Annotated in this window: 19 protein-coding genes; 9 read left to right on the top strand and 10 right to left on the bottom strand. The window is 39.4% G+C overall.

Annotated elements, in window-relative coordinates:
* Positions 1-39: 39 nt before the first annotated feature.
* Complete coding sequence (locus BMY50_RS06080; protein ID WP_093320275.1) at positions 40-702, bottom strand: phosphonatase-like hydrolase; 663 nt, start codon at positions 700-702, stop codon at positions 40-42.
* A 573-nt stretch (positions 703-1,275) separates the two neighbouring features.
* Here BMY50_RS06080 and BMY50_RS06075 point away from each other — a divergent pair.
* Entirely contained in the window at positions 1,276-2,811 is a 1,536-nt protein-coding gene (locus BMY50_RS06075) for a sulfatase family protein (RefSeq protein WP_093320271.1), read from the top strand.
* Positions 2,812-2,962: 151 nt separating this feature from the next.
* Here BMY50_RS06075 and BMY50_RS06070 read toward each other — a convergent pair whose 3' ends face one another.
* Positions 2,963-3,421 carry an OmpA family protein gene (locus tag BMY50_RS06070; RefSeq protein ID WP_093320267.1) on the bottom strand — a complete coding sequence of 153 codons (459 nt, stop codon included), beginning with the start codon at positions 3,419-3,421 and terminating at the stop codon, positions 2,963-2,965.
* 459 nt (positions 3,422-3,880) lie between these two features.
* Here BMY50_RS06070 and BMY50_RS06065 point away from each other — a divergent pair, with 459 nt between their 5' ends.
* Both BMY50_RS06065 and BMY50_RS06060 read left to right on the top strand, forming a co-directional pair.
* Positions 3,881-4,453 carry a DUF4142 domain-containing protein gene (locus BMY50_RS06065; RefSeq protein WP_093320263.1) on the top strand — a complete coding sequence of 191 codons (573 nt, stop codon included), beginning with the start codon at positions 3,881-3,883 and terminating at the stop codon, positions 4,451-4,453.
* A 25-nt stretch (positions 4,454-4,478) separates the two neighbouring features.
* Entirely contained in the window at positions 4,479-4,967 is a 489-nt protein-coding gene (locus tag BMY50_RS06060; protein WP_093320260.1) for a hypothetical protein, read from the top strand.
* 121 nt (positions 4,968-5,088) lie between these two features.
* Here BMY50_RS06060 and BMY50_RS06055 read toward each other — a convergent pair whose 3' ends face one another.
* The 3 genes from BMY50_RS06055 to BMY50_RS06045 form a co-directional block, all read right to left on the bottom strand.
* Positions 5,089-5,982 (bottom strand): bestrophin family protein, encoded by an 894-nt coding sequence (locus BMY50_RS06055; protein WP_093320255.1) that lies wholly within the window; start codon positions 5,980-5,982, stop codon positions 5,089-5,091.
* Positions 5,983-6,172: 190 nt separating this feature from the next.
* A complete protein-coding gene (locus tag BMY50_RS06050; RefSeq protein WP_093320251.1) occupies positions 6,173-7,057 on the bottom strand; it encodes an SDR family oxidoreductase in 885 nt (294 codons plus the stop codon).
* Between the two features lie 311 nt (positions 7,058-7,368).
* On the bottom strand, positions 7,369-8,799 hold the full coding sequence (locus BMY50_RS06045) for a sulfatase family protein (protein ID WP_093320247.1): 1,431 nt from the start codon (positions 8,797-8,799) through the stop codon (positions 7,369-7,371).
* Positions 8,800-8,888: 89 nt separating this feature from the next.
* Between BMY50_RS06045 and BMY50_RS06040 the strand changes: the two genes are divergently transcribed.
* The 4 genes from BMY50_RS06040 to BMY50_RS06025 all read left to right on the top strand — a co-directional run bounded on the left by BMY50_RS06040 (position 8,889) and on the right by BMY50_RS06025 (position 19,789).
* A complete protein-coding gene (locus BMY50_RS06040; RefSeq protein ID WP_202907750.1) occupies positions 8,889-12,938 on the top strand; it encodes a hybrid sensor histidine kinase/response regulator transcription factor in 4,050 nt (1,349 codons plus the stop codon).
* Between the two features lie 494 nt (positions 12,939-13,432).
* On the top strand, positions 13,433-16,459 hold the full coding sequence (locus BMY50_RS06035; RefSeq protein ID WP_093320238.1) for a SusC/RagA family TonB-linked outer membrane protein: 3,027 nt from the start codon (positions 13,433-13,435) through the stop codon (positions 16,457-16,459).
* Positions 16,460-16,492: 33 nt separating this feature from the next.
* Positions 16,493-18,139, top strand: a complete 1,647-nt coding sequence (locus BMY50_RS06030; protein WP_093320234.1) for a RagB/SusD family nutrient uptake outer membrane protein — start codon at positions 16,493-16,495, stop codon at positions 18,137-18,139.
* A 78-nt stretch (positions 18,140-18,217) separates the two neighbouring features.
* On the top strand, positions 18,218-19,789 hold the full coding sequence (locus tag BMY50_RS06025) for a DUF4832 domain-containing protein (RefSeq protein WP_093323629.1): 1,572 nt from the start codon (positions 18,218-18,220) through the stop codon (positions 19,787-19,789).
* A 49-nt stretch (positions 19,790-19,838) separates the two neighbouring features.
* Here the strand turns inward: BMY50_RS06025 and BMY50_RS06020 are convergent, their stop codons facing one another.
* The 3 genes from BMY50_RS06020 to BMY50_RS06010 all read right to left on the bottom strand — a co-directional run bounded on the left by BMY50_RS06020 (position 19,839) and on the right by BMY50_RS06010 (position 22,621).
* Positions 19,839-20,084, bottom strand: coding sequence for a RagB/SusD family nutrient uptake outer membrane protein (locus BMY50_RS06020; RefSeq protein WP_262496902.1), 246 nt, complete (start codon positions 20,082-20,084; stop codon positions 19,839-19,841).
* A 28-nt stretch (positions 20,085-20,112) separates the two neighbouring features.
* A complete protein-coding gene (locus BMY50_RS06015; protein ID WP_093320227.1) occupies positions 20,113-20,667 on the bottom strand; it encodes a glycosyltransferase in 555 nt (184 codons plus the stop codon).
* A gap of 1,171 nt (positions 20,668-21,838) precedes the next feature.
* The gene (locus BMY50_RS06010) at positions 21,839-22,621 is read right to left on the bottom strand and encodes a hypothetical protein (protein WP_093320225.1); all 783 of its coding nucleotides are present in this window, start codon (positions 22,619-22,621) and stop codon (positions 21,839-21,841) included.
* 458 nt (positions 22,622-23,079) lie between these two features.
* Between BMY50_RS06010 and BMY50_RS06005 the strand changes: the two genes are divergently transcribed.
* On the top strand, positions 23,080-24,153 hold the full coding sequence (locus BMY50_RS06005; protein ID WP_093320222.1) for a sensor histidine kinase: 1,074 nt from the start codon (positions 23,080-23,082) through the stop codon (positions 24,151-24,153).
* Entirely contained in the window at positions 24,150-24,920 is a 771-nt protein-coding gene (locus BMY50_RS06000; RefSeq protein WP_093320219.1) for a LytR/AlgR family response regulator transcription factor, read from the top strand. Before BMY50_RS06005 ends, BMY50_RS06000 begins: the two co-directional genes overlap by 4 nt.
* Positions 24,921-25,229: 309 nt before the next feature.
* Here BMY50_RS06000 and BMY50_RS05995 read toward each other — a convergent pair whose 3' ends face one another.
* Together BMY50_RS05995 and BMY50_RS05990 are read right to left on the bottom strand one after the other, a co-directional pair.
* The gene (locus BMY50_RS05995) at positions 25,230-25,673 is read right to left on the bottom strand and encodes a hypothetical protein (protein WP_093320216.1); all 444 of its coding nucleotides are present in this window, start codon (positions 25,671-25,673) and stop codon (positions 25,230-25,232) included.
* Positions 25,674-25,908: 235 nt separating this feature from the next.
* The gene (locus BMY50_RS05990; RefSeq protein ID WP_093320212.1) at positions 25,909-26,784 is read right to left on the bottom strand and encodes a lysophospholipid acyltransferase family protein; all 876 of its coding nucleotides are present in this window, start codon (positions 26,782-26,784) and stop codon (positions 25,909-25,911) included.
* Position 26,785: the final 1 nt, after the last annotated feature.

Below are 26,785 nucleotides of genomic sequence, written 5' to 3'. Positions count from 1 at the left end.
AGCCCTCTTTGAAAGTATAAGAAAAACAGACAAATTATATTAGTCTAACAAGGGCAATAATTCTGTTAAATCATGGATGATTTTATCCGGATGAGCCGATTGCAGTTGATCCGCCGTATGTGCGCCTGTCGTAATACCAATGCTCAAACCACAACCTGCGTTTTTACCTTCTTCGATGTCGATGGTGGAATCACCTACCTTGGCTACCTCACGGCTATCCGAAATATGGAAACGTTTCATAGCAGAATGGATCATATCTGGATCAGGCCGATTTTTAGAAACATCACTGGCCGTTACCAAGGCGTCAATTTGCACCCCCTCTTTCCAACCCAACTTGTGAATGATGGACTCAGCCGTGGCTCTATCATAACCTGTATTCAGAACAACAAATACGTTTTTGTCTTTTAAGGCCTGGAAAAGGTTCTCTGCATTGTTTTGGGGTAAGAGCTCTTCTCGATCATAAGCTACCTTTAGTTGTTGCTTAAAATTTTCGAAAATGGAATTGATCAATTCTTCATCGTATATATTGGCATAAACAGCCAGAATGGATCGGATGGCTTGCCGCTTTTCTTTGCCAGCTCCTTCTGCCAATACTTGTTCCAAGTTTAAATTAAACCCAGCTTCGTTAATTGCGCTACGTACGGTTTTATAAACAATATTATCTTCGTTTACGGTGGTTCCGGCCATATCAAAAACGACCATTTTTATCCTGTTAGACATGCTATTATTGAAATAAATCACAAACTTCTGAATCCAAAACGAACGACATATAACCCGTATCGATGAATTCGTTCAACAAAAATAAACAAAGTTTATATAAAATGAACTATTAAGGTGTTAAATTTTTGTATCCTTGGTACGTTTGGCGAAACAATGGTGATCTGACTGTACTGACTTTATAGATGAGTTCGGTATTTGTTGAATACAACGATGAAATAGTGTCTAATTAAACCGATGATTGTTAAGCTAATGCTAACAAAAAGGTTTTAATATTATGCTTTTATTAAATATAATCAACAAAATTTACAAATACTAAACGGTTTATAGCTTTGTATCATATTTGATGTGGTCATATAAAAAGAAAATTTTTATTAAGTCGTTAGTCTACTCAAAACTGGGTTATGCTGTATTATCCATGGTTGATTATTTTTTGAGCAATCGGTTGCGTTTGCCGTTGACTATTAAGTTCATTCTATTTTCTTAGGTTTGTAACTTAATTTTGTTGAAGGTCTGTCTAGACTGCCAGTTTATATATACCTAAAGAGTTTAAACTATATGAACACATCAGATACATTAAAACCATGGTTGAAAATAGCTTCAATAAGCTTTTTGCTGCTAGCTCCGGTAACCGGACATGCACAGCAAAATACTTCCAAACCAAATATTATTTATATATATGCAGATGATTTGGGTTATGGGGACGTTAGTGCTTATGGCGCTGGCAAATTACAGACGCCTAATCTAGATCGACTGGCTGCCAGTGGCATACGTTTTACTAACGCGCACACCACCTCTGCTACCTGTACCCCGTCGCGATATGGTTTGATGACTGGTATATATCCCTGGCGGCAGCAAGGTACGGGAGTGCTTCCCGGAGATGCTAAACTCATTATCCCTACCGATCGGATTAGCTTGCCCAAAGTTTTTAAACAGGCTGGTTACCATACTGCGGTTGTAGGCAAATGGCATTTAGGCTTAGGTACGCAGGTGAAAAAAGATTGGAATAAGGATGTAAAGCCTGGGCCCAATGAGGTCGGGTTCGATTATTCGTTTATATTTCCGGCTACTGCCGATCGTGTACCTACGGTATTTATGGAAAATCATCGAGTGCTTGGGCTTGAAGAAGGTGACCCCATAGAAGTAGATTACCAGCACATAGTCGGCAATGATCCTACAGGAAAAGAACACCCCGAATTACTGAAGATGCAATCATCGCCCGAACACGGACATAACCAAACCATCGTAAACGGTATCGGCCGTATCGGTTATATGAGTGGCGGCTATCGTACGAGATGGGTAGACGAAGAGGTTTCCACCACATTTCTGTCGGTTGCCCAGGATTATATTAAAAAGAACAAGGAAAATCCTTTCTTCCTTTATTTTGCACTTACGGAACCGCATGTTCCTCGCATGCCCGCTACAATATTTAAAGGAAAAAGCGGTTTAGGTTATCGAGGGGATGCCATTTTGCAATTGGATTGGACCGTTGGGCAGATCATCGATCAAGTGGAGGCACTGGGTTTAGCAGATAATACTATTATTATTTTTTCCAGCGACAATGGACCGGTATTGGATGATGGCTATCAAGATGGGGCCGTTACCCAACGGAACGGACATATGCCAGCTGGATCTTTGAGAGGGGGGAAGTACAGTATTTTCGAAGGGGGAACTCGTGTGCCATTTATCGTCAGTGGGGCAGGCGTTGCTAAGGGTACGACTTCAGATGCGCTTATCTGTCAAATCGATTTACTTGCATCTATTTCAAATATGCTGGGACAGCCGATACCAAAAGGAGAAGCCTTTGATAGCCAAGCATTGTGGGGCACTTTTCTTGGAAAAGATAAACAAGGTAGAAGTCACTTAATTGAACATGCTGGGAGCTTGGGAGTTATTAAGGGTAACTGGAAGTATATTGAGCCCAGCAATGGACGGGCTTACGCTAAGTTAACAGATACCGAACTGGGAAACGCACCGAACCCGCAGTTATATGACCTGTCGAAAGACATAGGCGAAAAGAATAATGTGGCTGCAAAACATCCGGAAGTTGTGAAAGAGCTAGCCGCTGTTTTAGCAGATGAACGTAGCAAATAACAGGTTTGACCCTCATAACCTGCTCTGGTAATTGGGATGGAAAGAGGAATCTCTGTACCATCCCGAAACCATTGCTTGATGGCCGAAAGATACGTATATATTAAAAAGAACCTATCCTTGAACCATGAAGATAAACAATTAGATACGATTTTTAATCAATAATCTCTATCTCTACCCGACGGTTTTTTTGTCTGCCTTCCACGGTAGCGTTTGTGGCAATTGGCTTGGTATCTCCAAATTCTGTAGCAGCTATTTTGGAAGCATTGATACCATTGTTAACCAGAAAATCTTTAACCTTGTCTGCGCGTGATTTGGATAACTTCCAGTTGTAAACATATTCTCCTATTGAATCTGCATGCCCGCTGAGTTTAATGATATAATCGTCTTCTTTTACTGCGGCAACCAATTCTTCTAGCTCCGATTCAAAGTTTTTAGAGATCACGGTCTTATCAAAACCGAATTCAATGTTGTTGAATGTCTTTCGAGCTATAACAACACGATGTCGGACCACTTTATTTTTTGTTGACCTACTATCCGCAAATGAGAAAGCGAAAGTCGTTATCGCACAAAATAAGGCGACTAAACCTACATTAATTGCTGTTCTTTCCATAATACTGTGTTTTAATTGTTTTTTATGCCTAAATCACGTCCAAACATTAATGGTATATACGGTTGATCCTAAATTGCAGATTTTGCATTCAATTGATTGTATAATAGAAATTTGAGAACTGTGAAAAAGGGAGAAATTATGGTGATAGGAACGGTATTAAAAACTATTGATCAATGTTGTGCCGGTTATGGTATACAAGTTTTTGGTCCTTATATAAGAACGCTCCGAAACGGGGAGTAACGGAGCGTCATGCTAACTAATTATAAACCTAATTGTGAGAAGACGTATTAACATTGCAAAGCTAATAGAGCTAGATTAATTAGGTGTTTCTAAAGTGTTAATTCCTTTATTTTTGTTTTGTGTGCGGCCGATGATTCTTTAGGCATGATATCGGTTAGTCATTTAAAGAAATGAAAACATCTCGCTTCCTATAAATGTTAACTATAAAATAGAAAGAAAATGAAAAATTTGCTCGTCGCCGCCGTCCTCCTTATAATGATCGCTTGTAATCAACAACAACGAAATGAAAATAGTGGGGAGCCTTTAAGTAGTGAAGACTCTCTCCAACAGAAAAGGGAAGCTGATTCAGCGAAATTATCCATAGAAGATCAAAATTTTGTAAAAGCTATTGCCTTGTCAGGCATGGTGGAAATAGCAACTGGAAAGTTGGCTAAAGAAATGTCTAAGGACACAGCCATACAAAACTTCGGAAGCTTGCTGGTAACCCATCACCAACAATTAGCTAAAGATTTAAAAGATGTTGTCGCGCAGCGTGATATTCATTTTCCAGAAAAACTAGACGATATCCATCAACAAAAAATAGACAGCTTGAAAGCTGTTTCGTCATCGGATTTCGACCGTACATTTCTACAGATGATGATAAACGACCATAATACAGCGCTCGCTTTATTCGACCAGACAGGGGCACATGGTAAAGATGTGCAGCTTCAAGCCTTCGCCAATAAAAATATTCCGATTATCAGAAACCATTTGAGAATTGCAAATGGCTTGATAAATAAACGTGGGCAATAGCAATTAACCATAAAAAATCCGACGTATGATTACAAAGACCGTCATTATTCCAGCAATAAGCGGCACAACATTAATGTCCATTTTTAGCTATGTTGTTTCGCATGCCAAAGGTGAAAACTTCAAAGAACCCAAAGTATTAGCTCAAATAGTAAAAAGAGCGTTTCATACACATAAAGACAAGCTCCCTAGAATGAGTGGTTGGGCTATGCATTATGCCATGGGTGTGGTCATGACGATGGTGTTCCAGCAATGCTGGAAGAAAACGAACACGATTCCTGCTACTAAACAAGGCTTGGTCACGGGAGTTATTGGAGGCATCACAGGCGTTATGATTTGGAAAATCCTTTTTCGTGTTCATCCAAATCCTCCGCACATTCCATTTATGCGTTTTGCCGGTCATCTATTATTAGCCCATATTATTTTCGCTTTAGGGGTTGCTTATTGCAGCAGGCAATTTGATCCTTTTGTTTCTTATGAAGAAGAAGGTATAAAATCAACTAATGAACCGTCCTGATTAAATAATCATTCCCCTGCGTGTTTAATGATTATTTAATCATGGTAAGCTCCATCTGACTATTAAAAAAACAAAAATAAACAGATGAAAATTAAACTGCTTTTACCACCAAAGGATTCAATCAAAGCACATAGAACGATTTGGGAGCTAAAGGAGCAGGCACCTTGCTTTCATTAAGAAGGTTGCATGTATTAATATGGATGGTTCTCGCAATAGCGGTAACCGGTGTATCGGTCGGACGATTGTCGAAAGGATCTTGCAGATGGGCGGCCGTTCTTTCGAGCAATAAAAAACATCCTGAAATAACCACTAGTAAAGGAATTTCATATATACTGTCGATTTCTCCCAATGAGATGGATAAAGTGACGACAAATACGTAAATCATGAAATGAAGAAACAACCGATAAGTAACTGGAAATACCGTATTCTTTATACGTTCGGCCATCCCCATAGTATCCGAGAACTTGACCAAAGTAGTATTCAACTGAACGTGGTAAAATTCGCTTAAATGTCCATCTTTCTTCAGATCTGCAATTTGCAATGCGTTCATTTGCAACAGCGCCAGAGGCTTGTTGCTATGGGCGTCCATTTCAAGCATATCTTCCGTATTGATCAGGTCTTCTATATTTTCTTTCGGATCTAATCCCCGTAGATTTTGGCCCAAACTGTAACACCAGGCAACATGTCTAAGCGCTATCTGCCTAATGGTGGTTTGTTTTTCTTTGCTTACAAAAGATTGTAATTGAAGAACTAAGCTCCTGCTGTCATTCACGATAGCACCCCATATTTTTCGAGCTTCCCACCAGCGATCGTACGATTGATTCAAATTAAAAGATAGTAAGACCGAAATAGCTGTTCCAATGAAAGCGGGTATGGCTATAGGCATTTGGGGAATCAAATCTATAAAATAAATAGTGATAGATTTCACGATCAGCCCGATGATAATAACGTACACTATCTGTAGGCGAATTTTTTTAAAAATATATCCAATCGGTATCCTTGTATTCGTAAGCATTCTCTAATATTGTGTTTTTATATTTTGTCAATAACTTCACAACAATAAGTGTTTTTCATTAAAATGAAATAAGAGAAACCTTATAACGCATGCTTACATAGGACTTCCTATGCCAATCGATCCCTTTGAATAACATAAAACTTATGGATGAGGTGTTTACGTAGTGTGCGAAATATGTTTAGCACTAAGCTTAGAAAGCTACTTTTCCGCCGGTTATGGCAATCGTTGCCCCCGCAATATAGCTGCTATCTTCCGACGCTAGGAAGACATAGGCGGGTGCTATCTCAGCAGGCTGTGCCGGACGTTTTATCGGGCTGTCTTTTCCGAAGTTTTCCGGTTCGGGCATCGTCGATGGAATTAAGGGCGTCCAGACCGGACCGGGCGCAACGGCATTGACCCGTATACCCTTATCCTGATCCATCAATACTTGTGCTAGGTTAGCTGTAAAGTTTTGGATCGCTCCTTTCGTTGCTGCGTAATCTAATAATACCGCATTGGGGTTGTAGGAAACAACCGAAGCCGTATTAATGATAGAGCTTCCCGGTTTCATGTAAGGTACCACGGCTTTACTCAAATAAAACATGCTTCTGATATTGGTCTCAAAAGTACGATCCCATTCTTTAGAGGTAATCTCTTCGAGCGACTTATGAGCCATCTGATATGCCGCATTATTGACCAGTATATCGATGGTTCCGAATTCCTTGATCGCCATATCTATTAACTCATTACAATAATTTTCGTTTCTCAGATCGCCTTTTGAAAGGATGGCTTTACAGCCTTCCTTTTCAATCCAATGAACGGTTTCTTCAGCATCTTCATCTTCTATATCATAACCGTAATTGATGACCACATCGGCTCCTTCCCGGGCGTAGGCAATTGCGATAGCACGTCCGATACCAGAATCAGCACCGGTAATAATAGCTTTTGCACCCTTTAACTTTTCTGTGCCGGTATAAGTTTCCTCGCCATGATCGGCTTTAGGTTTCATTTCGACCTCCGTACCTGGAACTTTTTGTTCTTGTTTTGGAAAGGGGGGAACAGGGTATTTTGTATGAGGATTTTTAAATTGTGTCATTGTTTTAAATTTTTAAAGAATTACTTAAAAGAGTTTACGTCTAATCGTAACACTTTAATTGATAACCAGACAACACCCTGTTTTGTTCCCGAAAATTTAAATCTGCTGCTGCGATGGGCCTAGCCTAGTTAGACAACTTTTGAGTAACCTGAAATTTTCCTAGTAGAAAAGCTTTAATCTCAACACGCCATTTGTGACCTTTTCTATCGTCTCGTAAATCAATTAAGCCACTAGGTATTTCGACGAGCTGTTCATATATAGTTGATATTAATGTCACCTTCTTATTTATTATAGTAAAATTTTAATCGTTTTTATTTCAAACCTTTAATTTTTCCTCCATAGTAAGGATAGCTATCAAAAGGTTCTGCGGTTTCAGTCACAGGGTCGTTTGTGCTGCTCCTCCATTTAATTAGACGCGTTGCCAATTCACGCCGAACCTTATTGTAGGAGGGGTCATTTGCCAGATTTTTCAACTGGTTCGGATCGGTTTCCAGATCATATAGTTCTTCGGCAGGCCGTTTGTCCAAACTCCACAACCAGAAATTTCTATAATTTGGATCGTTTTGATGTTCCAGCAAAAGTTGCTTCGTTGGTCCATTGTCAATATCTCCAAAGAACCTGTTCGTCTCGGGGTTCTCTGGATCTCCTGCCGGCCAACGTTCGGGGCGTAGGTTATTGATGTACAAGAAACGGTTGGTTCTGATTGCCCGCATCGGATAGCTCAGGTTGCCCGCTCGAACATAAGCGTGCCTTTCCCGCTCGGTAAAAACTTCTGTACGCTCGTGGTTACTTTTACCAGATGTAAGCAGTCCCAATAAAGATTTTCCAACCATTGACTTGGGCACATCTATACCGGCTGCCGAGAGAAACGTTGGGGCCAGATCTACTAGACTGACCAGTTCTTTGATCCGTTTTCCCTTCATGAAATGTTCATCCCATCGTATTATAAGCGGAACACTGGTGCTCATATCGTAGGCATTTGCTTTGACGCGCGGAAAAGGCATCCCATGATCACTGGTGATGATAATCAGTGTTTGGTCATAAATTCCTTTTTTCTTGAGTAGCGCTATCGCCCTTTCAACTGTTTGGTCAAAACGCTTTGATTCAGCGTAGTAGTCCAGCAGATCATGATGCACTAGCGCATCATTCGGCAGCCAAACAGGCACCTTTACTTTCAGCGAATCAATACCTAGACTATCTTTGAGCAAGGGCTTATAAGGCCTATGTGGGTCGTTGCTGCCAATCCAGAAACAGAAAGGAGTATCTTCAGGCTGATTTTGCAGAAAATTTTCAAAACTTGGATAGGATTGTCCAGCAGGATTATTTTTATAGCCCCCTGCAGTAAAATTCCCGGGTCCCCATCCCTTTCCCTGCAAACCCACGCGATACCCATTTTTAGCTAAAATATAGGTGTAATTTTCGTATACCAGAGGTAAAGTGCCATGTAGGTTACCCCCTTCCGCCAGTTGGTGAGGGTACTTGCCGGTTAAAATGCTTGCCCTTGAGGGAGTACATGATGCGGCCGAACAGTACGCATGGTCAAATACTACTCCGTTTTTGGCTACACCATCCATACCAGGCGTGGTAATGGTGCTGTCGCCATAAAGGGGTAATGTCTTGGAAAGATCGTCCGCAATTATTAGCAAAATATTTGGCTTTTTATTCTGTTTCACCTGCCCAAAAGCGTACGGAGGGATACAGAAATAGAATGTGAATAAAAGTAGTCTAACTGGATACATCATTGTAAGAGATTAAATGTTTTACACCGATATTTATATCTTTGCTTTGCGTATTCACTGCATTCGCTAAAATAAACCTAATTTTTTCATTAATGAAATCTCCATTTATAGTTCTACTCTTTATTTTACTCCCGTGGCTAAGTTTTGCCATCAATATTTCGGATTACCGATTTCATTCTATGCCGGAAACCGCTTATTATGGCGGTATACATAGCATTACAAAAGACAGCATCGGTAGAATATGGTTTAGCGGATATGATGCCGTTTTTGTCTATAATGGTAATTCATTTATACAGATGAATGACCTAGTGACAAGCTATTCACCGAGCTCATACTGGACCTACGGGCAAGTGATTACAGATAAGGCCAAAAGATTATATGTTGCTACGAATCACGGACTACTGCGTTTCGATTATCAAACCCAAAAGTTTGAACGAATTTTGGAAGGAAATATCGGTACAATGACGGTAGATAAAGATGGGGCTATTTGGTTGGTCAGAAATAATAAAATCGAATCATTTGATCCCGATCATTTATCAGTAGTAAATGATTATCCGCTTTTATCAAAGCTCCCTATATCTGCCTTAATAAGTACTAAGAAGCAGCTCTATGTTGCTTCAAAAGGAAAAGTATATCGCGTAAATAAAGAAACCAAGCAATACCATTTATTTACTGATCTCGGAAACGAGGATTATGTAATAAAGGATTTGATCGAGCATCAGCAATCAAGGTATATACTCACACAAAGCAACGGATTATTTGAATGTGATCAGGAAGGGCACATCGTTATGCACAATGCCCTTTCTTTCGGAGACAGAAAGTCTGCTACGGCAAAAGGTCTCTATGTTGATGCTGAAAACATGATATGGGTAGCGACGCAATCCGGTCTCTTCCTTGTGGATCCATTGGATAACAAAACGCGTTTGCTTCGATCTAATCTTCATTACCCTTATTCGCTGCCCAGTAATTCTGTATGGTCGATTTATCCCGACCCTGATGGCGGGGTATGGATAGGTATGTATGGCGGGAAACTGGCGTATATGACTTTTTTTGATAATGATGTAAACTATTTCAAACCTACCCCGGGGGGCTTAAACCATCCGATCGTTAGTTGCTTTGAGGAAGATGATCAGGGGAATTTATGGATTGGTACTGAAGGGGGCGGGGTAAATTATTGGAACAGAAAGACGGATCATTTTTCGTATTACACGCAGGAAAATAAAAGTGGTATACGGTCCAACATGATAAAAAGTTTACACTATACCAAAAGTAATAAAGTTTTGCAGACCTCAGCCTTTAATGGAGGCGTGGCGCGATTCGACAACACACAGCAACGTTTTGTTGAATTGCCGGCTAATGATCCAAAAAGTATACATACCCTTAACGTCTACGACTTCGAAATGGAAGGCGACTCGGGTATTTGGATGACAGATCCTGATGCGAAATTGCTATATAAGAATATAAGGAGTGGAAAAACGGAAATAGTTTCGCCGATTGATGCAAAGGGGAAGATTATTAGCATGCGGATTGAAACGCTATTTCGTGATAAGGGGGACTATCTATGGCTAATAACCCACACTGGATTGTATAGGATGAACGTACATACTCGACGCATCATAAAACATGATTATATAGCAGACGTTCCTTATGCGGCGAATAACCTTTGTTCCTATTATATGGCAGCTGATTCAACTATTTGGTTGGGAACACGAGGCGGAGGTGTTAACCGATTGAGTAAAGATGGAGCCTATGTTAATCTTGGCGAAAAAGAGGGTTTATTGGGAAAAACTGTTTTCGGAATATTGGAAGATACCTATACAAAAAATGTTTGGTTCAGTACCAATGATGGTTTATATTATTACGAGCAGGAAAGTCAACGCATCAACAAATTTCCGCTCGACATTACGAGTCTTTGCGGTACGTTTTATACGCGATCCTGTTTTAAAACCTCAAAAGGCGAAATGCTGTTTGGTGGAACCAATGGATTCATTATGTTCACACCCAGTAAGATCAAAAAAAACAATCAAAAACCGAAAGTCTTTTTTGCGGAGTTACTCATCAATAATCAAAAAATAGTCCCCGGAGATAAAAATGCCATACTAAAACGAGACATCTCCACTCTGTCTTATTCGAGCAATAAGGATGACAAAATCATACTTTCTCATAAGCAGGCTAATATAGAAATACGGGTTTCGGCAAACAGTTATCTGCAAGCCGAAAAAAACCACTATGCTTACAGAATGCTTGGCCTTTCGGATAAATGGTACCTTTTACCGCAAGGGCAGAAATCGGTACAGTTTTTTAATTTACCTTCCGGAACCTACATTTTTCAAATAAAAGCAGCGAATAACGATGGCTTGTGGGGCAATGATATTGCTGCTTTGTATTTCCAGATAAAACCTTCTCCATTCTTGTCTATTTGGGCTTATGTGTTCTATAGTGCGCTCTTATTGTTTATCCTCTATTTTATCTTGAGGTATTTTACCAATAAAAAGATATTTAAGCATCAGCTTGAGATGGAGCAATTAAAAGAACAAAATATGAAAGAACTGACGCAAGCGCGTATTAACTTCTTTACCAATATTTCACATGATCTGAAAACACCACTTACCTTAGTGGTCGATCCCTTGAAACAACTTAAGGAAACCTTGCCTGAAAATCGATCAGTAAATGCCTATGTACAGCTTATCGAAAAGAACGTAAATCGTATTCAACGAATGATTAGTCAATTACTGCATTTCAGAGAAATAGAAAGTCAAAAAATAACGGTTATTCAACAGCTCGGCGATATGATTCAATACATCAGGGATATTTTTTCTTTATTTGAACTTTATGCCAACAAGAAGGGAATCGAAACAGCTTTCAAATCGGAAATGGAGAGTTTTTATACCAAATTCGATCACGATGTAATCGAAAAAATATGCACGAATTTGTTTTCTAATGCTATAAAATACACAACTGAAAATGGATTTGTAGGGGTAAAAATTAGCAGAACCAAGGAAGAGGAGCTGGCAACGCTAGGGTTAACAACCGATATGGGGAGCGACTATATATCAATTGCGGTCACGAATACAGGCACAACGATTCCGGATGATAAAAAAGAAGTCATATTTGAATCTTTCAACCGATTAACCACGGGTAAGCTCGCTTTTGAAAAAAGTACGGGATTAGGCTTGGCCATTGTTAAAGAATTGGTTAGTTATTTGGCAGGAAAAGTTACTTTATATTCAGGGAATTCGGAGGTTACTTTTACGGTAGTTTTACCTCTTGTTTCAACCGTTGTGAAAGCAGTTACACCAGTTAGCTCTTACGAATATACAATAGCGGAGATAGACAATATGTTGGCTGAATCGGAAGAAATGCATTTCGGCGACAAGCAAAGACGTAAAGCTTCCAGCATTGTTCTTATCGAAGATGATCCGAGCCTGAGGTCTTATATAGAACAACGATTATCGGAGTATTATAACGTATATGCGGCCTGCAATGGAAATGAGGGAATCGCGAAGGCAGAAAAGATCTTTCCACAAATGGTGATTACTGATTTAATGATGCCCCAGGCCGATGGGTTTGATGTCTGTCGAAAACTACGATCCAATATCAAGACGAGTCATATTCCAATCCTGGTGCTTTCGGGATTGGGGAGGTATACGGAAAATAAGATCAAAGCACTGGAAAGTGGAGCGAATGTGTTTATCGATAAACCCTTTGATATGGATTTTCTACTCAAACAAATAGAAAATCTAATAAAAAATCAAGATGAGCTGAAAAAATCGTACAGTAAAAAATACATTGCCGAACCTGCTAAAATTACGATTTCTTCTACCGATGAGGATTTGTTGAGAAGAGCAATGGAACACATCGAAAGAAATATGGACAATATTGATTATAACGTGGAATCTTTTGTGTCTGATATGGGGATTGGGCGCACGCTCTTATATCAAAAGATTAACGACATACTCGGGATGTCGATCAAAGAATTTATTATGGATATCCGGCTAAAACGAGGTGCGCAATTATTAGCAGAATCGGATCTGACCATATCGGAAATTTCCTACCTAATCGGATTTAGTAATCCTAAGCATTTCAGTATCTGCTTTAAAAAGCAATTTGAGCTAACGCCTACAGAATTTCGGAAAAAGTAGGTTTGGTTGTTAGTTACTAGTTACTCGTTGTTGGTTATTAGTTGTGAGTTGCGTGTTCCTAGTTGTAAGTTCACTTTGATCAATTAACAAATTGGCTAATTGAGTAACGGAGCGTAGCGAACTCATGCCCGTCCCGATTCTTTCGGGGAATACCTTTTAAGTGGACACGAATGAATAATTCTCCACTCAACCATTTAACTCAGGATACTCCCTGAAAATTCTCTCTCTGTACAAAATAGAACCATTTCTGTACAAATCAATACCGTCCTCATCGTATTGTTCGCCTAGTTTTGCAGACCAAGAGCAAGACCAATTAAAATCTTCGGACCTACAATAAGCATCGGTAGTAAAAGAAAAGTAACCTTTAAATACAATTGCCTATAGAAAATAAAAACGATATCCAAATTAAAACGGACTGTCTTCCAAGCCTAACTACAATAGGATGGTAGGATTAAATTTTTTTTAACGTTAACCTTATCTAAATCTAAATTTATATGATAAAAAAAAATCACATAAGGCTGAGGGGCTATTGGATGGTGCTTGCCCTCCTCTTACTATCTATCACACCCATTTATTCGCAGCAACAGCTTATTAGAGTTACTGGAAAAGTTATTGATGAGCAAGGAGAAGCACTGATAGGTGTTTCCGTTCGTGTAAAAGATCAGCGTACAGGTACGATAACCGATGCGAACGGACAATATATGTTGCAGGCTTCTCCATCTTCCTCTCTGGTATTTTCTTATGTAGGCTATATTAGTCAGGAGTTGGCAGTAAATCCATCCGGCGTGATGAATATTAGCATGGCAGGAGAGCAACAGCTCAACGAAGTGGTAGTGGTTGGCTACGGTAGTATGAAGAAAAAGGATGTGACGGGTGGTTTATCGGTGGTTGGCAAAGAACAGCTGGAGATGGTTTCGACCAACAATTTAATGGACCGACTGGTGGGGCAGGTTGCCGGATTTAGTATTACTACAACAAATGCTGCTCCAGGGCAAGACCAAACGCTGCTCATCCGCGGAGAAAATTCCCTATCAGCGAGTAATTCGCCTTTAATTGTTTTAGATGGTATTCCTTATAGTGGATCTCTAACAGATCTGGATCCCAATAATATAGAGAATCTTACCGTATTGAAAGATGCGTCTGCGGTCGCAATCTACGGGTCGCGTGGCTCCAATGGGGTCATACTTGTTCAAACCAAAAGGGGAATGGAAGGCAAACCTCAGGTGGCTTATAGGGGACAGCTTGGCGTTGCTGAACCTATGCAACGGATTGACGTAATGGGCCCCGATGAATATATACGTCTGCAACAAGATATCGGCCGTTTAAAGGAAGGTTATACAGGAGAACTGCTAGACCCGGTAGCGGGGAATATTATCAGTCTTACTGAACGCGAGAATTACATCAAGGGCATTACCCACGACTGGCAAGATTACATTTTCCGAAAGGCGCTCACGACGGATCATCAACTCAGTATATCAGGTGGAACGGAGAAAACGAAGTACATGGCGGCAGCGGCTTATCTCAGCCAGGAGGGTGTGGTTTATAATTCAAAGCTGACACGTTATAATCTTTCTACCAATATCGACCAAACTTTCAATGACTGGCTAACTACAGGCATTGGCGTGCAGTTTGTTCAAAGAGAGGATGGTGGCGTTACACCGAATATCGAACACGCCATTAAACAAAGTCCTTATGGAAAATACCAAGATGAAATGGGTAATTATGTGTACGAGCCCATGGAATATTCGCTCATCACGAACCCGATGCTCAATGTAAATGCCGATCAGGACCGAACCAATCGCAATTTTTTTCTTAGTGCTTATGCGAATATTCTGCTACCGATAGAAGGTTTGTCATTCCGTACCAATTATGGATATAATTACCGAAGTAACTTTACGGGCACCTATTATGGACGGAATACTTTTATAGGTCGGGAGCAAGCGGGACAAGTAGGAGGAAGCGCTAGTATTAATAACGGGCATAATACCAATTATACCTGGGAGAATATACTCAAATATGAACGGGAAATCGATGAGCATCGCTTTGATGCGACTGCACTGTTCAGTATACAAGAGACAAAGGGCGTTAGCGCTGCACAGAGTGGGGATGGTTTTGTAACCGATAATACAAGCTATTACATGATGAATACCGCCGAGCGCAATATAACCATGTCTTCCGGGTTGTCTGAAACCGCGATGCTGTCGTATATGTTTCGGTTGAATTATGCTTACAAAGGCAAGTATATGGCCACCCTAACAGGGCGCTCTGACGGTGCATCTGTTTTTGGTGTGAATAATAAATATGCCTTTTTCCCTTCGGCGGCCCTCGCTTGGCAGGTGGGGGAAGAGCACTTTATCAAAGATAATTTCAACTGGGTAAGTATGTTGAAGCTTCGGGCTTCTTATGGAGCTAATGGGAATCAGGCGATCACTGCTTACCGTACATTGGATCGACTCTATTCAAATGTGAAGTACATTTGGGGTGATGGCGGTACGGCTGTCAATACGGCGTACTTGGCTGGTGACGGTGTAGGTAATCCAAACCTGAAATGGGAAACGACCTACACGACTAATCTCGGGTTGGATTTTCAACTATTTAATAATCGTCTAGGTGGGGCCATTAACTTATACCGATCCAAAACTAAAGATTTGCTGATGATGCGTACGGTGCCGATTATGAATGGTTATAACAGAATCTGGGATAATGTTGGTGAAACCCGTAATAAAGGGATTGAAGTAGCGCTGAACTCAGTGAATATCGATAAGAAAGATTTTCAATGGAGCTCCAATCTCAACTTTTCGTTAAACCGCGATAAAATTGTTGAACTGCGTGGTGATCATTTGGATGATATTGCTAATAACTGGTTTATAGATAAGCCATTGCGGGTTTTTTATGATTACAATATGGTAGGACTCTGGCAAGAAGGCGATGCCTATACCTACTCGGACGCTGGTGGAAATGAACGGGAGGTTCAAACGGGTGCGGAACCTGGTTCTGCAAAATTGGAAGATGTAGACGGTAATGGATACATCGATGCGAACGATAGGAAAATTATCGGATCCAAAATGCCAAGTTTTACAGCATCTATAGGCAATCGGATAAATTATAAGAACTTTTACTTTTCATGTTTGGTAAACGGGGTATTTGGCGTTTGGCGCGACGATAACCTAGCCAATATGGGTTCATGGACCTTTGGAATCACAAATTATGTACAGGGGGCCAATTATTGGACACCTGAAAATCCAAATGGCGCCATCGTGTCGCCCGGTTATAATAATAGTTTCGGACATGGTTATTACAAAAAGGTCTCTTATGTAGAGATTAAGAACATCACAATCGGTTATCGAATTGGTCAAAAAACCGCTCGTAAAGTGGGTTTAAATGCCATCGATATGAATTTAAGTGTCAATAATCTACATACATTTTCAAATATAAGACAGGTGCTCAACTATGATAACAGTTGGATGGCTTCTTTTCCTACGGCTCGCTCGTATATGTTGGGACTGAATTTAACTTTCTAAATCAATAGGGATACTGAAATTAAAAATATACAAATGAAGACTTTCATAAAAACAAGCTTAGCGCTTATGTTGCTAATTTCCTTAAGTGGGTGTAAAGATTTTCTTGAAGAAGACTTGAAAACAGAGCTGGCACCTACCAATACCTTTACCAGTACCTATGGTTTTGAGGTGGGCAGCGCCGGTTTGTATGCGCTTACCCGCTCGGAGTATAATACCTATGGCGAGGGAGGAGCATATATCCATAATGGTGCTTGCCCGTATGAAGCCTTGCAAGCGGCAACGGATATTGTAGATGTCATCAATAGCGACGCTTCGCTGATGCCTTTTGCTAACCTGACACTGACACCCTCTCAGCAGTTTGTAACCACGTATTGGAATTGGGCTTACCACCTCATCTCTTCAGCGAATGAAATACTGGTATATGCTGATCAGAACACCAATTGGGACGCACCGACGGATAAAGAGCGTTTTCAGGCAGAGGCCCGCTTTTTTCGTGCCTATGCTTACCGTACGCTGGTTTATCTTTACGGTGATGTGCCTTATGTAGAAACCATTTTATATGATTTCCAACTTAATTTCACCCGAACACCAAAAGCCGAAGTAATAGGTCATATCGTGGCCGACTTGCAGTTTGCAGCTGAACATCTTCCTGAAAATCCTAATCAGGTGAAAGATGGTAAACTGACTAAATGGGCGGCCTACCATTTATTGAGTGAGATGTATCTGCTGCAGGATGAATACCAGCAGGCAGAACAAGCGGCCTTGACTGTTATTAACAGCGGACACTATGCGTTGATGAAAAATCGTTTTGGCGCCAAGGAAAATGCTGCGGGGGACGTGTTCAGCGATTTGTTTATTGAGAACAATCAAAACAGACTTACAAACGGTAACCAAGAGAGTATTTGGGTCTTGCAATTTGAATTTAATACGGTGGGTGGAGGAACCAATTCTGATGACTGGACGCGTAGGGCATGGAATCCTAAATATCAGGATATTTTGGGTTTTGTACTGGCCGATACATTGGGAGGACGGGGCTTGGCGCAAATCGTTCCGATGAAATGGTGGGTTGGAACACAAGGTACCAATGCCACTGGTAATGTTGCGGGTATTTTTGATGCAACGGATATTCGTAATTCGGACTACAATATCAAACGCAATTGGTATTATAACAATCCAAATGAGACATCCTTATATGGAAAGAAAGCGAATATAACGGAACAAACCTGGTTCACTACCAAGTCTTTGTTCCCGGCACTGACCAAATTTTTCTATGGACGCGCCGAAAATTTAAGCTTGACAGGCAGTTATAAAGATCGAATGAAATTTCGTTTGGCCGAAACTTATTTGCTGCTTGCCGAGGCCTATCTAGGACAGAATAATCCTGCAAAGGCAGCGGAGGCTGTCAATATAGTAAGGGAGCGGGCAGGAGCTTCTTTAATAGACGCGGGTGCTATGACTATGGATTTTCTGCTGGATGAACGTATCCGAGAATTGGCAGGGGAGGAAAGCCGCCGATTTACCTTAGTGCGTACACATAAGCTGGTTGATCGGGTACGTATGCACAACGATGCCATAAAGGGAAAAATACAGGATTATCATGCCTTGTGGCCAATACCGCAAGTGATCATCGATGCAAACCGAGATGCTAACTTTCCACAGAATCCCGGATATGATAAATAGGTTCCAATGGCGAAGGTACATTGCTCCATATGACCTTTAAAGAACAAATTATTTACATATGAATTTTAAATGAAAATTATGAGAAAATTAACTTGTAAGACAGTAATCAAATGTGCATTGATGCTGATCGTTGGTTTCCAATCCTTCGCTTGTTCGAAGGAAGTCGCTAATTACTCGGCAACTGATCATGGAAACAATACTCTTGTAGAACCTAAATACAATGACAGCTCAGTGCTACGCAATCCACTAAACGGTTGGGTAATGTATGCAGCCCGTACGGCTAACGAATCTTACTGGGATACAGAGTTTTATGTTTCAAGTTTGGGTAAAAATGTAAAGGCTATAGATTACGCTTCTGCCTGTTATGTTCGCACAAGCTGGGCATCACTGAATCCAAGTGATGGCGTTTATGCCTGGAATGATCCTAATTCCCAAATTGCTAAATTAATCAAAGGAGCAGAGACAAGGGGAGTGCCGATCGCCTTCCGCATCGTAGTGGATGGACGCGATCAAGGTGCGAATACACCGCAGTTTGTGTTCGATGCCGGCGCCCAATATTATTTGGAAAACACAAACTTTCCTGATCGAAAAACCCCTATACCTCAAGACCCTGTTTTTAAGGAATATTACACCAAATTTATTGAAGCATTAGCTGCCGAATTTAATGATCCCGATCGCACCGCCTTTATCGATGCTTATGGTTTGGGCAAATGGGGAGAAGCACATAATGTGATCTATGAGGATCCCAATACTTCCACCGGTGAAAATACAGAAAGACTTAAAGAAGAGGTTTTCAACTGGGTGACCGATCTGTATGTCCGCACCTTTACCAAAGTGCCTTTGGTGATCAACTACCATCGCCTAGTGGGTCATCCTGCCAGTTGGGGAGCGCCGAACGTGAATAGTGATAAACTATTGGTGAGTACTATTAATAAAGGCTATATTCTTCGGCAAGATGCTTTCGGGATGACCGATTATTATCAAAGCTGGGAAAAGCAATTTGCTAAAACATGGAATTATAAACGCCCAATCATTATGGAGGGCGGTTGGATTACCTCAGGCACACATCGTTATTGGATCGACCCGAGTGGAAAATACCGGGAGGGACACCCCGAAGACGTACGGCAAGGCGAGTTTGATGCATCTGCAGAAGCGCATGTCAATATGATGGATTTCCGCGCAGGGGGAGAGACCGTCTCCTGGTTCGAAAAATCTTTCGCTCTCGTGCAACGTTTCGTATCTGAAGGTGGTTACCGATTATATCCTGATCAGGTATATCTTCCTGAGCATGTAAACCGTGGAGCTGAGGTGACCATCACTCATAGCTGGAAAAATATGGGGTGGGGGTATTTCCCCAATAACATTCCACAATGGAATTACAAGTATAAAGTAGCTTTTGCCCTTTTGGATGTTGAAAACAAGGTGAAGAAAATAGTAGTTGACAGGGATAGTGAACCTTCCACTTGGCTGATGAACAATCCCGTAGCCTATGATTTCAAAACGACAGTCGATTTGCCTGCCGGAACTTATTCATGGGCGGTAGCCATTGTGGATACTTCAAAGGAAAATAAGCCAGCGATTAAACTTGCAGTTAGTGATGAAGTGACTACAGAAGGGTGGGTAAAATTGCTTGATTTGCAAGTGCAATAAGTAAAACACTTGCGGTCACAATCTGTGACCGCAAGTTGCCCTAATAAATTTATTCTACGTATCCTGGGTTTTGAACCAATAATGGATTTTTCCTTATTTCGTCCCGCGAAAGAGGGAGAAAATAAAGCTGATTTTTCCAAACACGGTTTTCTTTACTATTAAATTCCTGAGGGGTATAGCTATAGTTGTAAATAGATTCGTCATACTTGTAATTGCCTGACAACGTTTTTCCAGGCTTGAACGTTCCATCAATTTTCACAATCGTCACTTTCCGACCAAGCGTTTCTTCAGCAATTAACCATCTGCGCGCATTACAAAGAAATTTAGTTATCTATTTGATATTTCCTTTTGAAGGTTTCGACTAAACATTGCCTATCAAAAGTTTCATTTTTATCAATTTTTTTTCTCCTCCACATTTCATTCCAAAGGTGTATTGTAAACGTATTTTTTGAAATGTGAGGAGGGTTAGGAGAAAAAAAACGATCTATCTCATGCCAATTAATTGGACAAAAGGTTTCCGGAGGGAATATAAAGTCACTGCTATCATATCTCTGTAACATCTTATGCAATAACCTTGGTCCAATCTCTGACCATTCTATGGAAGAATGATCCAGAGATTCGATATACTCTAATATTTCCTTGAGGTATTCGGCATTTGACGGCGACTTAATTAGAGCACTTGTCGTCATTAGTTGTGCTCTTTCATCAACAAAATATTTTTCGGAAGCAAAACAATAATCCGATTTAAAATCCAAATATTTTATACATATTACGTCTAAATCAGTCCACCAGCCACCTTTTAAAAAGAGTAATTTGTATCTAAACCAATCAGAGAACGCTGCCCAAGTGCCATAACTATCTTTAAATATCTTCTCCATTGGAATAATATCATTCGCGTCACACAATGTGGTGCCCAATGGGACGTTTGAAACCGGAGTATATGAATATAAGTGAAACTCATGATTATTGTTTAAAAAAGATAAAATACATAATTGTTCGATTTTAGACAATGCGCCCTGAACCCATAAACCCTAGATGTCGAATTGGACATTAGAAGCATTAAGTATAAAATTAAAAGTCTAAAAAGTTTCACATTTATTCCGTTTTTTTAGTTCATCTTGTTGGTTTTTATGTGCTAGAAAAAATCTATATATAAACACCTGTAAATTAGTCTCCAAAATTATAAAAAAAATACTCTTTTTTGACATTCTTTTCATAACTGAAAGCCATATGATATTAACTACCATTAAAAGCCATCATACTTCGCCCCCTATGTTCACTAATGAACTAAAGTTCCCCTTCCACATCTGAACATATGTAAGGTTTTAATAGTATTTGCATTAATTAAACAACGCTTCAAATGGAGAATTAAAGAGAAATGAAATCTCCTCATTTTTGCCCCACCTCTTCCGCCAATTGATAATTTTTAAGATACCGTTGCACAAAGTAAAGCAATGGTTTGTTATAAAGACGATATATGCCAATTAGGCCTGCGTCATTGTCATCGTGCAGATAATTAATCAAAATGGAGTGGTCCATCAATTTAGCTATTTCTTTAATTCAATGACATAATGCTTTCCTCTCGGATATCGCTATTAAATGACACATGGTTCACCTTTTTTTCCACATTTGTCATCATCCGAGTTTTTCAAATATATAGCCAAAACCTAGAACAAGCATAAAAATGATAAACGATATAATTGAAGATTTACAGTATGGCCTGTCCAAATTAATCAAGAATATCCAAAACGACAAATATCAGCATAATAAATGTGCAGATGTATTATTGCATGTGGAAAGTAGACTAACATGCTTCGTATGCCCGAGTTTAACGAAGATAACGTTCGCTAGGCCCTCACTATAAACACAAGGAGGTAAGCGATAAAGAATTGAAAAAGTATTAAGCAGGACTTATGTGATAAAACCGAAGATCGAAGAAACTGTATAATAGGGGATGTAATCAAGAAGAAACAACAAGAGCTTATCACAATTTATGATAAGCTCCTGCTAATGATAAATGCGGGTTTGCTACACTCTTTTAGCGTTTTTTTATTTCTTGGCATAGTTTGAGTATTCCGAAATGGTCTGCACATTTGCCGCCTGTCCTAGAAATTTGGCATCGATGTTTAGGCTTTCGTTTACAGGAAAGTATTGTTTTGCCTGATCATTCCAACTATATTTGATAACGAGATTAAGTTTTTCAGCTTTGAGAATCTTTATTTTTACGGGCTTTTCATTAATGGATTGCGCCTGTTCCAGTTTTTTGGATTTAAGGTTAATGGTCAAATAATTTCTGCAATCTTTCAAAAATGCATTATCCTTCGAAACGGAACTAGGATCTATTTTATAACTAATAATCAGCTGCTCCGGTGTTTCTTTCTCAATCTTATAACTAGTTTCGTCTGGTTGAGTAGATGTTGACTCCTTGTCCTGATTCTTTCGAAAGGTATTAATCTCCGACCGAGAAGGAGACTTTCCATCTATCGAAACTACCGTCCAGCGTTCCTCTGCTGGATTAGACGGATCGAATTTAGCTATTGTGACTCCTTCTTTGCCAGCAGCTATCGTTGTCCGTTTAAGTTCAAAAGCATAATCATCCGGTCGTTTAATATTGTCAGCATTGAGGATGGCGGCATCAATACCGTGTTTGGAGAGGGCATCTAATACTACTGATTTTTGGGCAGAAGCGGTGAGCGTAGCTATCGCCAGAAGAAAGCTAGCTAGTAGTATCTTCATACTGAAAGCTAATTTAAACTTCGCTTTCTCATTATTAGTCGCCCTGATTGTCTGTAGGGCTAAGCCTGACGATTTAATTGCTTTTGTTTTTCTCATCGTTGTTATGTTATTTGTTGTTATTTTGATGGAACAAAATTATCGCTTGCTACAGCTCCTTAGTGTGATTTCTTAAGCGAAATGGTGAAAATACCCAGTGAACAGTCAATCGGACCTATTGAATTGATACTTGTTTCATTTAACGAAATCCTTAGATTTCGCATAACCCCATTTTGGCACCACAGGGATTAATTAATAGCAGTATACGCAATATTCGTTTCAAGGTGGCCTAAAGTCGTTTCAACCTAACATTCGTGCACTTCAATTAATTTCATTTAAGAAACTATCCAAAACCCCTTTATTTTGAAGAACCAAACTCAATAAATGGGAAACAAATCTTAAGTATTCATTTTTATGATACTGTTAAAGATACATATGTAGTAGTGCGGATTATTATTCGTACTTTAAGGGTAATTTAAAAAAGAACTGTGAATATAGAGGAGGACATAGCTAATATAATGGATAAGAGTAAAGCAAAAAGCGTATTATTAATTGCATTTACTTTCATAGGTTCATATGCAACTTTAGTCATTGTATATCCTTATTCATTTTGGAGAGATTATTTTAGTCTGCCTACTTCCAAGCTGATAATAGATGTTTTGGTCAATCTATTATTTTGTGTGGCCATCTTCAGGTTAAGTATCTTCATAGATCGGATCCTAAACAAAAAGATATCATGGATGGTGCACCCCATAAAACGACTATTGATCCAAACGATCTTCCAAATTCTAGGCGCTTTATTCCTTATTATTTGTTTGTCGTACCTTTATTATAAATTTGGAGACCTTATAAATACACAAACTTATCATATCGGTTTAAGAGAATTGTTATACACCGTGATTTCAATCATACTATGGGCCTTAATGATCAGCGCCCTAAATACAGGCGATTTTTTACTGAAGAATTGGAAAACTGCCACGTTGAAAGCAGCTGAATATAAGGTAAAAGCAGCAGAAAGTAAGCAATTAGTGGCCGAAATTGAGTTACAAGCTCTTAAATTACAACTTGATCCACATTTTGTTTTCAATAATCTAAGTGTGCTTTCGGAATTGATATTAAAGGATCAGCAGCTGGGGTATGAGTATACGGAGAATTTTACGAAAGTCTACCGATATCTGCTAATCAACTCAAAAAAAAAATTGGTCCCGCTGTCTGAAGAACTTAAATTTCTCGATGCTTATCTTTTTCTCATCAAGAATCGTATGGGAGGGGGAAGCGTTTTTCGGATCAACATCGATGAATCAAAGCTTGATATGCTAATTCCTCCTGTAACGCTTCAACTATTCATTGAAAATGCACTGAAGTTTAACCGAACAGAAGAGGAAAACCCACTCGTTGTCTGTATCTATTCGAATGAAAACGATGAGCTGGTGGTATCCAATACACGTTTACCCCTGATAAAAAAGCCCTATTCTACAGGTATCGGCTTGAAAAATATCATCAGTCGCTATGCTTTATTATGCGATAGAAAGCCCTCCATAGAGGAGAATGATGAAACTTTTGTAGTAAAAGTACCTCTTATCAAAAGATGAATGTAATAAGAAAAATATTGATCCTCGAGGATGAAAAACTCAATTCAGAACGGATACAGCGCTTAATGCTTAAAATAAGGCCCAATCTGGAGATTGTTGGAATCTTGGCAAGTGTTAAAAAGGCGGTGGATTGGCTTTCTGAAAACGAAAGCCCCGATCTGATCATAATGGATATACAATTAGCAGATGGTTTGAGTTTTGAAATCTTCAATCTGACAGATGTAAAATGTCCGGTAATATTTACAACAGCCTATGATGAATACGCTGTCAAGGCATTCAAGTATAATAGTGTGGACTATCTGCTTAAGCCAATAGAGGAGGAGGAGTTAAAAGCTGCTATAATGAAATATGAAAATACTGTACAGCAGCCATATCAGCAGCATGCATTAATAGAAGGATTGCTTGCCCATCTCCAACCGAAAGAATACCGGAAGCGTTTCTTGCTGCCATATCGAGACGGGTACAGAAAGATCAATGTAGCCGATGTTGCTTTTTTTTATAGCCATATGAACGTTAATTTCGCAATCCTATTTAATGGAGAAAGGGTTGTGGTACAGCAAACTTTGGAAACCCTAGAACAAGAATTGGACCCGAAAGATTTTTTTAGAGCAAATCGCCAGTATATTGTACATATCAATTCCATTGAAAAAGTACATAATTTTTTCAATGGTAAGTTAAAGCTTAAAGTAAAAAGTAGTACTGCAGATACAGATATTATAGTGAGTAGAATAAAAGCTCCATTATTTAAAATGTGGTTGGATTATTGATCAACCTAGTGTTTGAAACTTGTTAAGAAAATAACGCTGCTCCATTTTCTTGGAGATATCATCCTACCTAAAACCTATAAGCTTCAAATCCAGCACTTAGATATACATCGCTATTAAAAGCAGATTAAGAACCTTTGCTCGTTTATCTTCTTTATGGAGCCAAAGCCGACAAGTTTATGTAATTTGTTGAAATTAATAGGGGTAAGGTACGCAGGTTCATGGCGTAGATTTGCGGCATTAGGCCATGTTAAAATAAGGGCATATCATTGCAGGTGATATGTGACTGTATGAATTTTTTGAAACTAGTATTTAAAAGAATATAAAACTTTGGTGAGCCGTGTACGATGGATGTTTAGTAAACAGATTTAATTTCCTGCACCAATGGAGGAAGCGTGTTAATTCATTTTGACACAAGCGCTCAAAATGAAAAATTTTATGAGGAAATGGAATAGCATTAGAATAGACACCATCTATTGAGAAAACCAGTATAAATTTTTTGTTGAGACTTTTCTCTAAGTCAAAATCTTCTTGAAACCCTTCTTGTTCAATCTCGAAAATTGATGCTGCCGAACAGTCGCTAAGAATCAATAAAACTATACAGTCACAGCATTTTACAATATTTTGATAATCAAACTCATTATTAAAACTATTACGGCTATATACCTCGTTTCCATTGTTCCATAAGAATTCTGCAATATTGTCGAGTAGCATCTGTCCTTCTTGTTGTTTATTTTCAACTAATAAATATTTCATATAAAATGTAGATTTTACCTATCTGTAAATCTGTAAATTAAAGGTAAGGCAGTAGGTGGAGCTCTTTATCCGAAGATACTTCTCACGATTTATTCCCATTACTTGTCCTTATTGCTATATGTTAGCCTATTATTCATCATGAAGGGCTTTTAGAAAAACACACAGAAAAATTGTACAGCTAATAAATATGAATGCCATTACTATTAATATGATTGAGAGCACGTAAACTATCATTTTATCTTTTCCATCGTTTATGTGTCCATAGCCAGCCGTATGGCTCTTCCTTGATATTTTCCGTTAACAAATCAACGTACTTTTGGGTTATTTCGCCATCATTTGTAGATTCTGCTTTAGAAGATACAGGTATGCAGGCTATTTTGTAATTTCCTTTTGATAGCTGTGTGATATGCAGATAGATGACTGCAGTTCGACCTGTACGAGCCAATTTTTCCATACCTGAAAAAAAGTATGTTTCCTGATTTAATAAAGTAAATTTGTATTTTTCTTCCTTTATCTGCGGACATTGGTCAGCAAGAAAAAGATAGACGGCAGGATCTGAATTTTTAGATAGCACATGGCGTATAACTGTTCTATCGGGAATTAACTTCATACCAAAACGAGACCGCAGTCTAATCATCAGCTTGTTCATCGTTGCTGACTTTAGAGGTTTATAAACGGCATATATTTCGTGACGCATTTTATAGGACATAAAATTCAGCATCTCCCAATTGCCACAATGCCCCAAGCAGGCAATGACATTCCGTCCGGAGTTTATGTATTGGTCTATTAAATCCAGATTCTCAAATACGAGTTTCTTGTCAAGTACTGCTGCCGAAACCGAGGTGCTTTTTATGATTTCGGCAAAGTAGGCTATAAAGCAAGCGTAGAACTTTTTTACTATAGCATGGATTTCCCCATATCGCTTATCTGGAAAGGAACGTGTGATATTTTGAATGACCACTTCTTTTCTGTAGCTGATGATGTAATACGTAAGAAAATAAGTAATAGAACCCATCGCATATAGCAATGCCATCGGTAATAGGCTTACGGCATACAGGATAGCATAAACACTTCTATAGGCAATATGCTGTAGTATCTGTTTCAGGTTCATA

It is taken from the genome of Olivibacter domesticus (genome assembly GCF_900109575.1).
GTDB lineage: Bacteria > Bacteroidota > Bacteroidia > Sphingobacteriales > Sphingobacteriaceae > Olivibacter > Olivibacter domesticus.
This window is presented reverse-complemented; position numbering and strand designations above follow the sequence as displayed.

What these genes read in the sequence shown, in the direction of transcription:
- BMY50_RS06080 (WP_093320275.1), bottom strand. Translation starts at nt 702, where the DNA reads ATGGTCGTTTTTGATATGGCCGGAACCACCGTAAACGAAGATAATATT.
- BMY50_RS06075 (WP_093320271.1), top strand. Translation starts at nt 1,276, where the DNA reads ATGAACACATCAGATACATTAAAACCATGGTTGAAAATAGCTTCAATA.
- BMY50_RS06070 (WP_093320267.1), bottom strand. Translation starts at nt 3,421, where the DNA reads ATGGAAAGAACAGCAATTAATGTAGGTTTAGTCGCCTTATTTTGTGCG.
- BMY50_RS06065 (WP_093320263.1), top strand. Translation starts at nt 3,881, where the DNA reads ATGAAAAATTTGCTCGTCGCCGCCGTCCTCCTTATAATGATCGCTTGT.
- BMY50_RS06060 (WP_093320260.1), top strand. Translation starts at nt 4,479, where the DNA reads ATGATTACAAAGACCGTCATTATTCCAGCAATAAGCGGCACAACATTA.
- BMY50_RS06055 (WP_093320255.1), bottom strand. Translation starts at nt 5,982, where the DNA reads ATGCTTACGAATACAAGGATACCGATTGGATATATTTTTAAAAAAATT.
- BMY50_RS06050 (WP_093320251.1), bottom strand. Translation starts at nt 7,057, where the DNA reads ATGACACAATTTAAAAATCCTCATACAAAATACCCTGTTCCCCCCTTT.
- BMY50_RS06045 (WP_093320247.1), bottom strand. Translation starts at nt 8,799, where the DNA reads ATGATGTATCCAGTTAGACTACTTTTATTCACATTCTATTTCTGTATC.
- BMY50_RS06040 (WP_202907750.1), top strand. Translation starts at nt 8,889, where the DNA reads ATGAAATCTCCATTTATAGTTCTACTCTTTATTTTACTCCCGTGGCTA.
- BMY50_RS06035 (WP_093320238.1), top strand. Translation starts at nt 13,433, where the DNA reads ATGATAAAAAAAAATCACATAAGGCTGAGGGGCTATTGGATGGTGCTT.
- BMY50_RS06030 (WP_093320234.1), top strand. Translation starts at nt 16,493, where the DNA reads ATGAAGACTTTCATAAAAACAAGCTTAGCGCTTATGTTGCTAATTTCC.
- BMY50_RS06025 (WP_093323629.1), top strand. Translation starts at nt 18,218, where the DNA reads ATGAGAAAATTAACTTGTAAGACAGTAATCAAATGTGCATTGATGCTG.
- BMY50_RS06015 (WP_093320227.1), bottom strand. Translation starts at nt 20,667, where the DNA reads ATGGAGAAGATATTTAAAGATAGTTATGGCACTTGGGCAGCGTTCTCT.
- BMY50_RS06010 (WP_093320225.1), bottom strand. Translation starts at nt 22,621, where the DNA reads ATGAGAAAAACAAAAGCAATTAAATCGTCAGGCTTAGCCCTACAGACA.
- BMY50_RS06005 (WP_093320222.1), top strand. Translation starts at nt 23,080, where the DNA reads ATGGATAAGAGTAAAGCAAAAAGCGTATTATTAATTGCATTTACTTTC.
- BMY50_RS06000 (WP_093320219.1), top strand. Translation starts at nt 24,150, where the DNA reads ATGAATGTAATAAGAAAAATATTGATCCTCGAGGATGAAAAACTCAAT.
- BMY50_RS05995 (WP_093320216.1), bottom strand. Translation starts at nt 25,673, where the DNA reads ATGAAATATTTATTAGTTGAAAATAAACAACAAGAAGGACAGATGCTA.
- BMY50_RS05990 (WP_093320212.1), bottom strand. Translation starts at nt 26,784, where the DNA reads ATGAACCTGAAACAGATACTACAGCATATTGCCTATAGAAGTGTTTAT.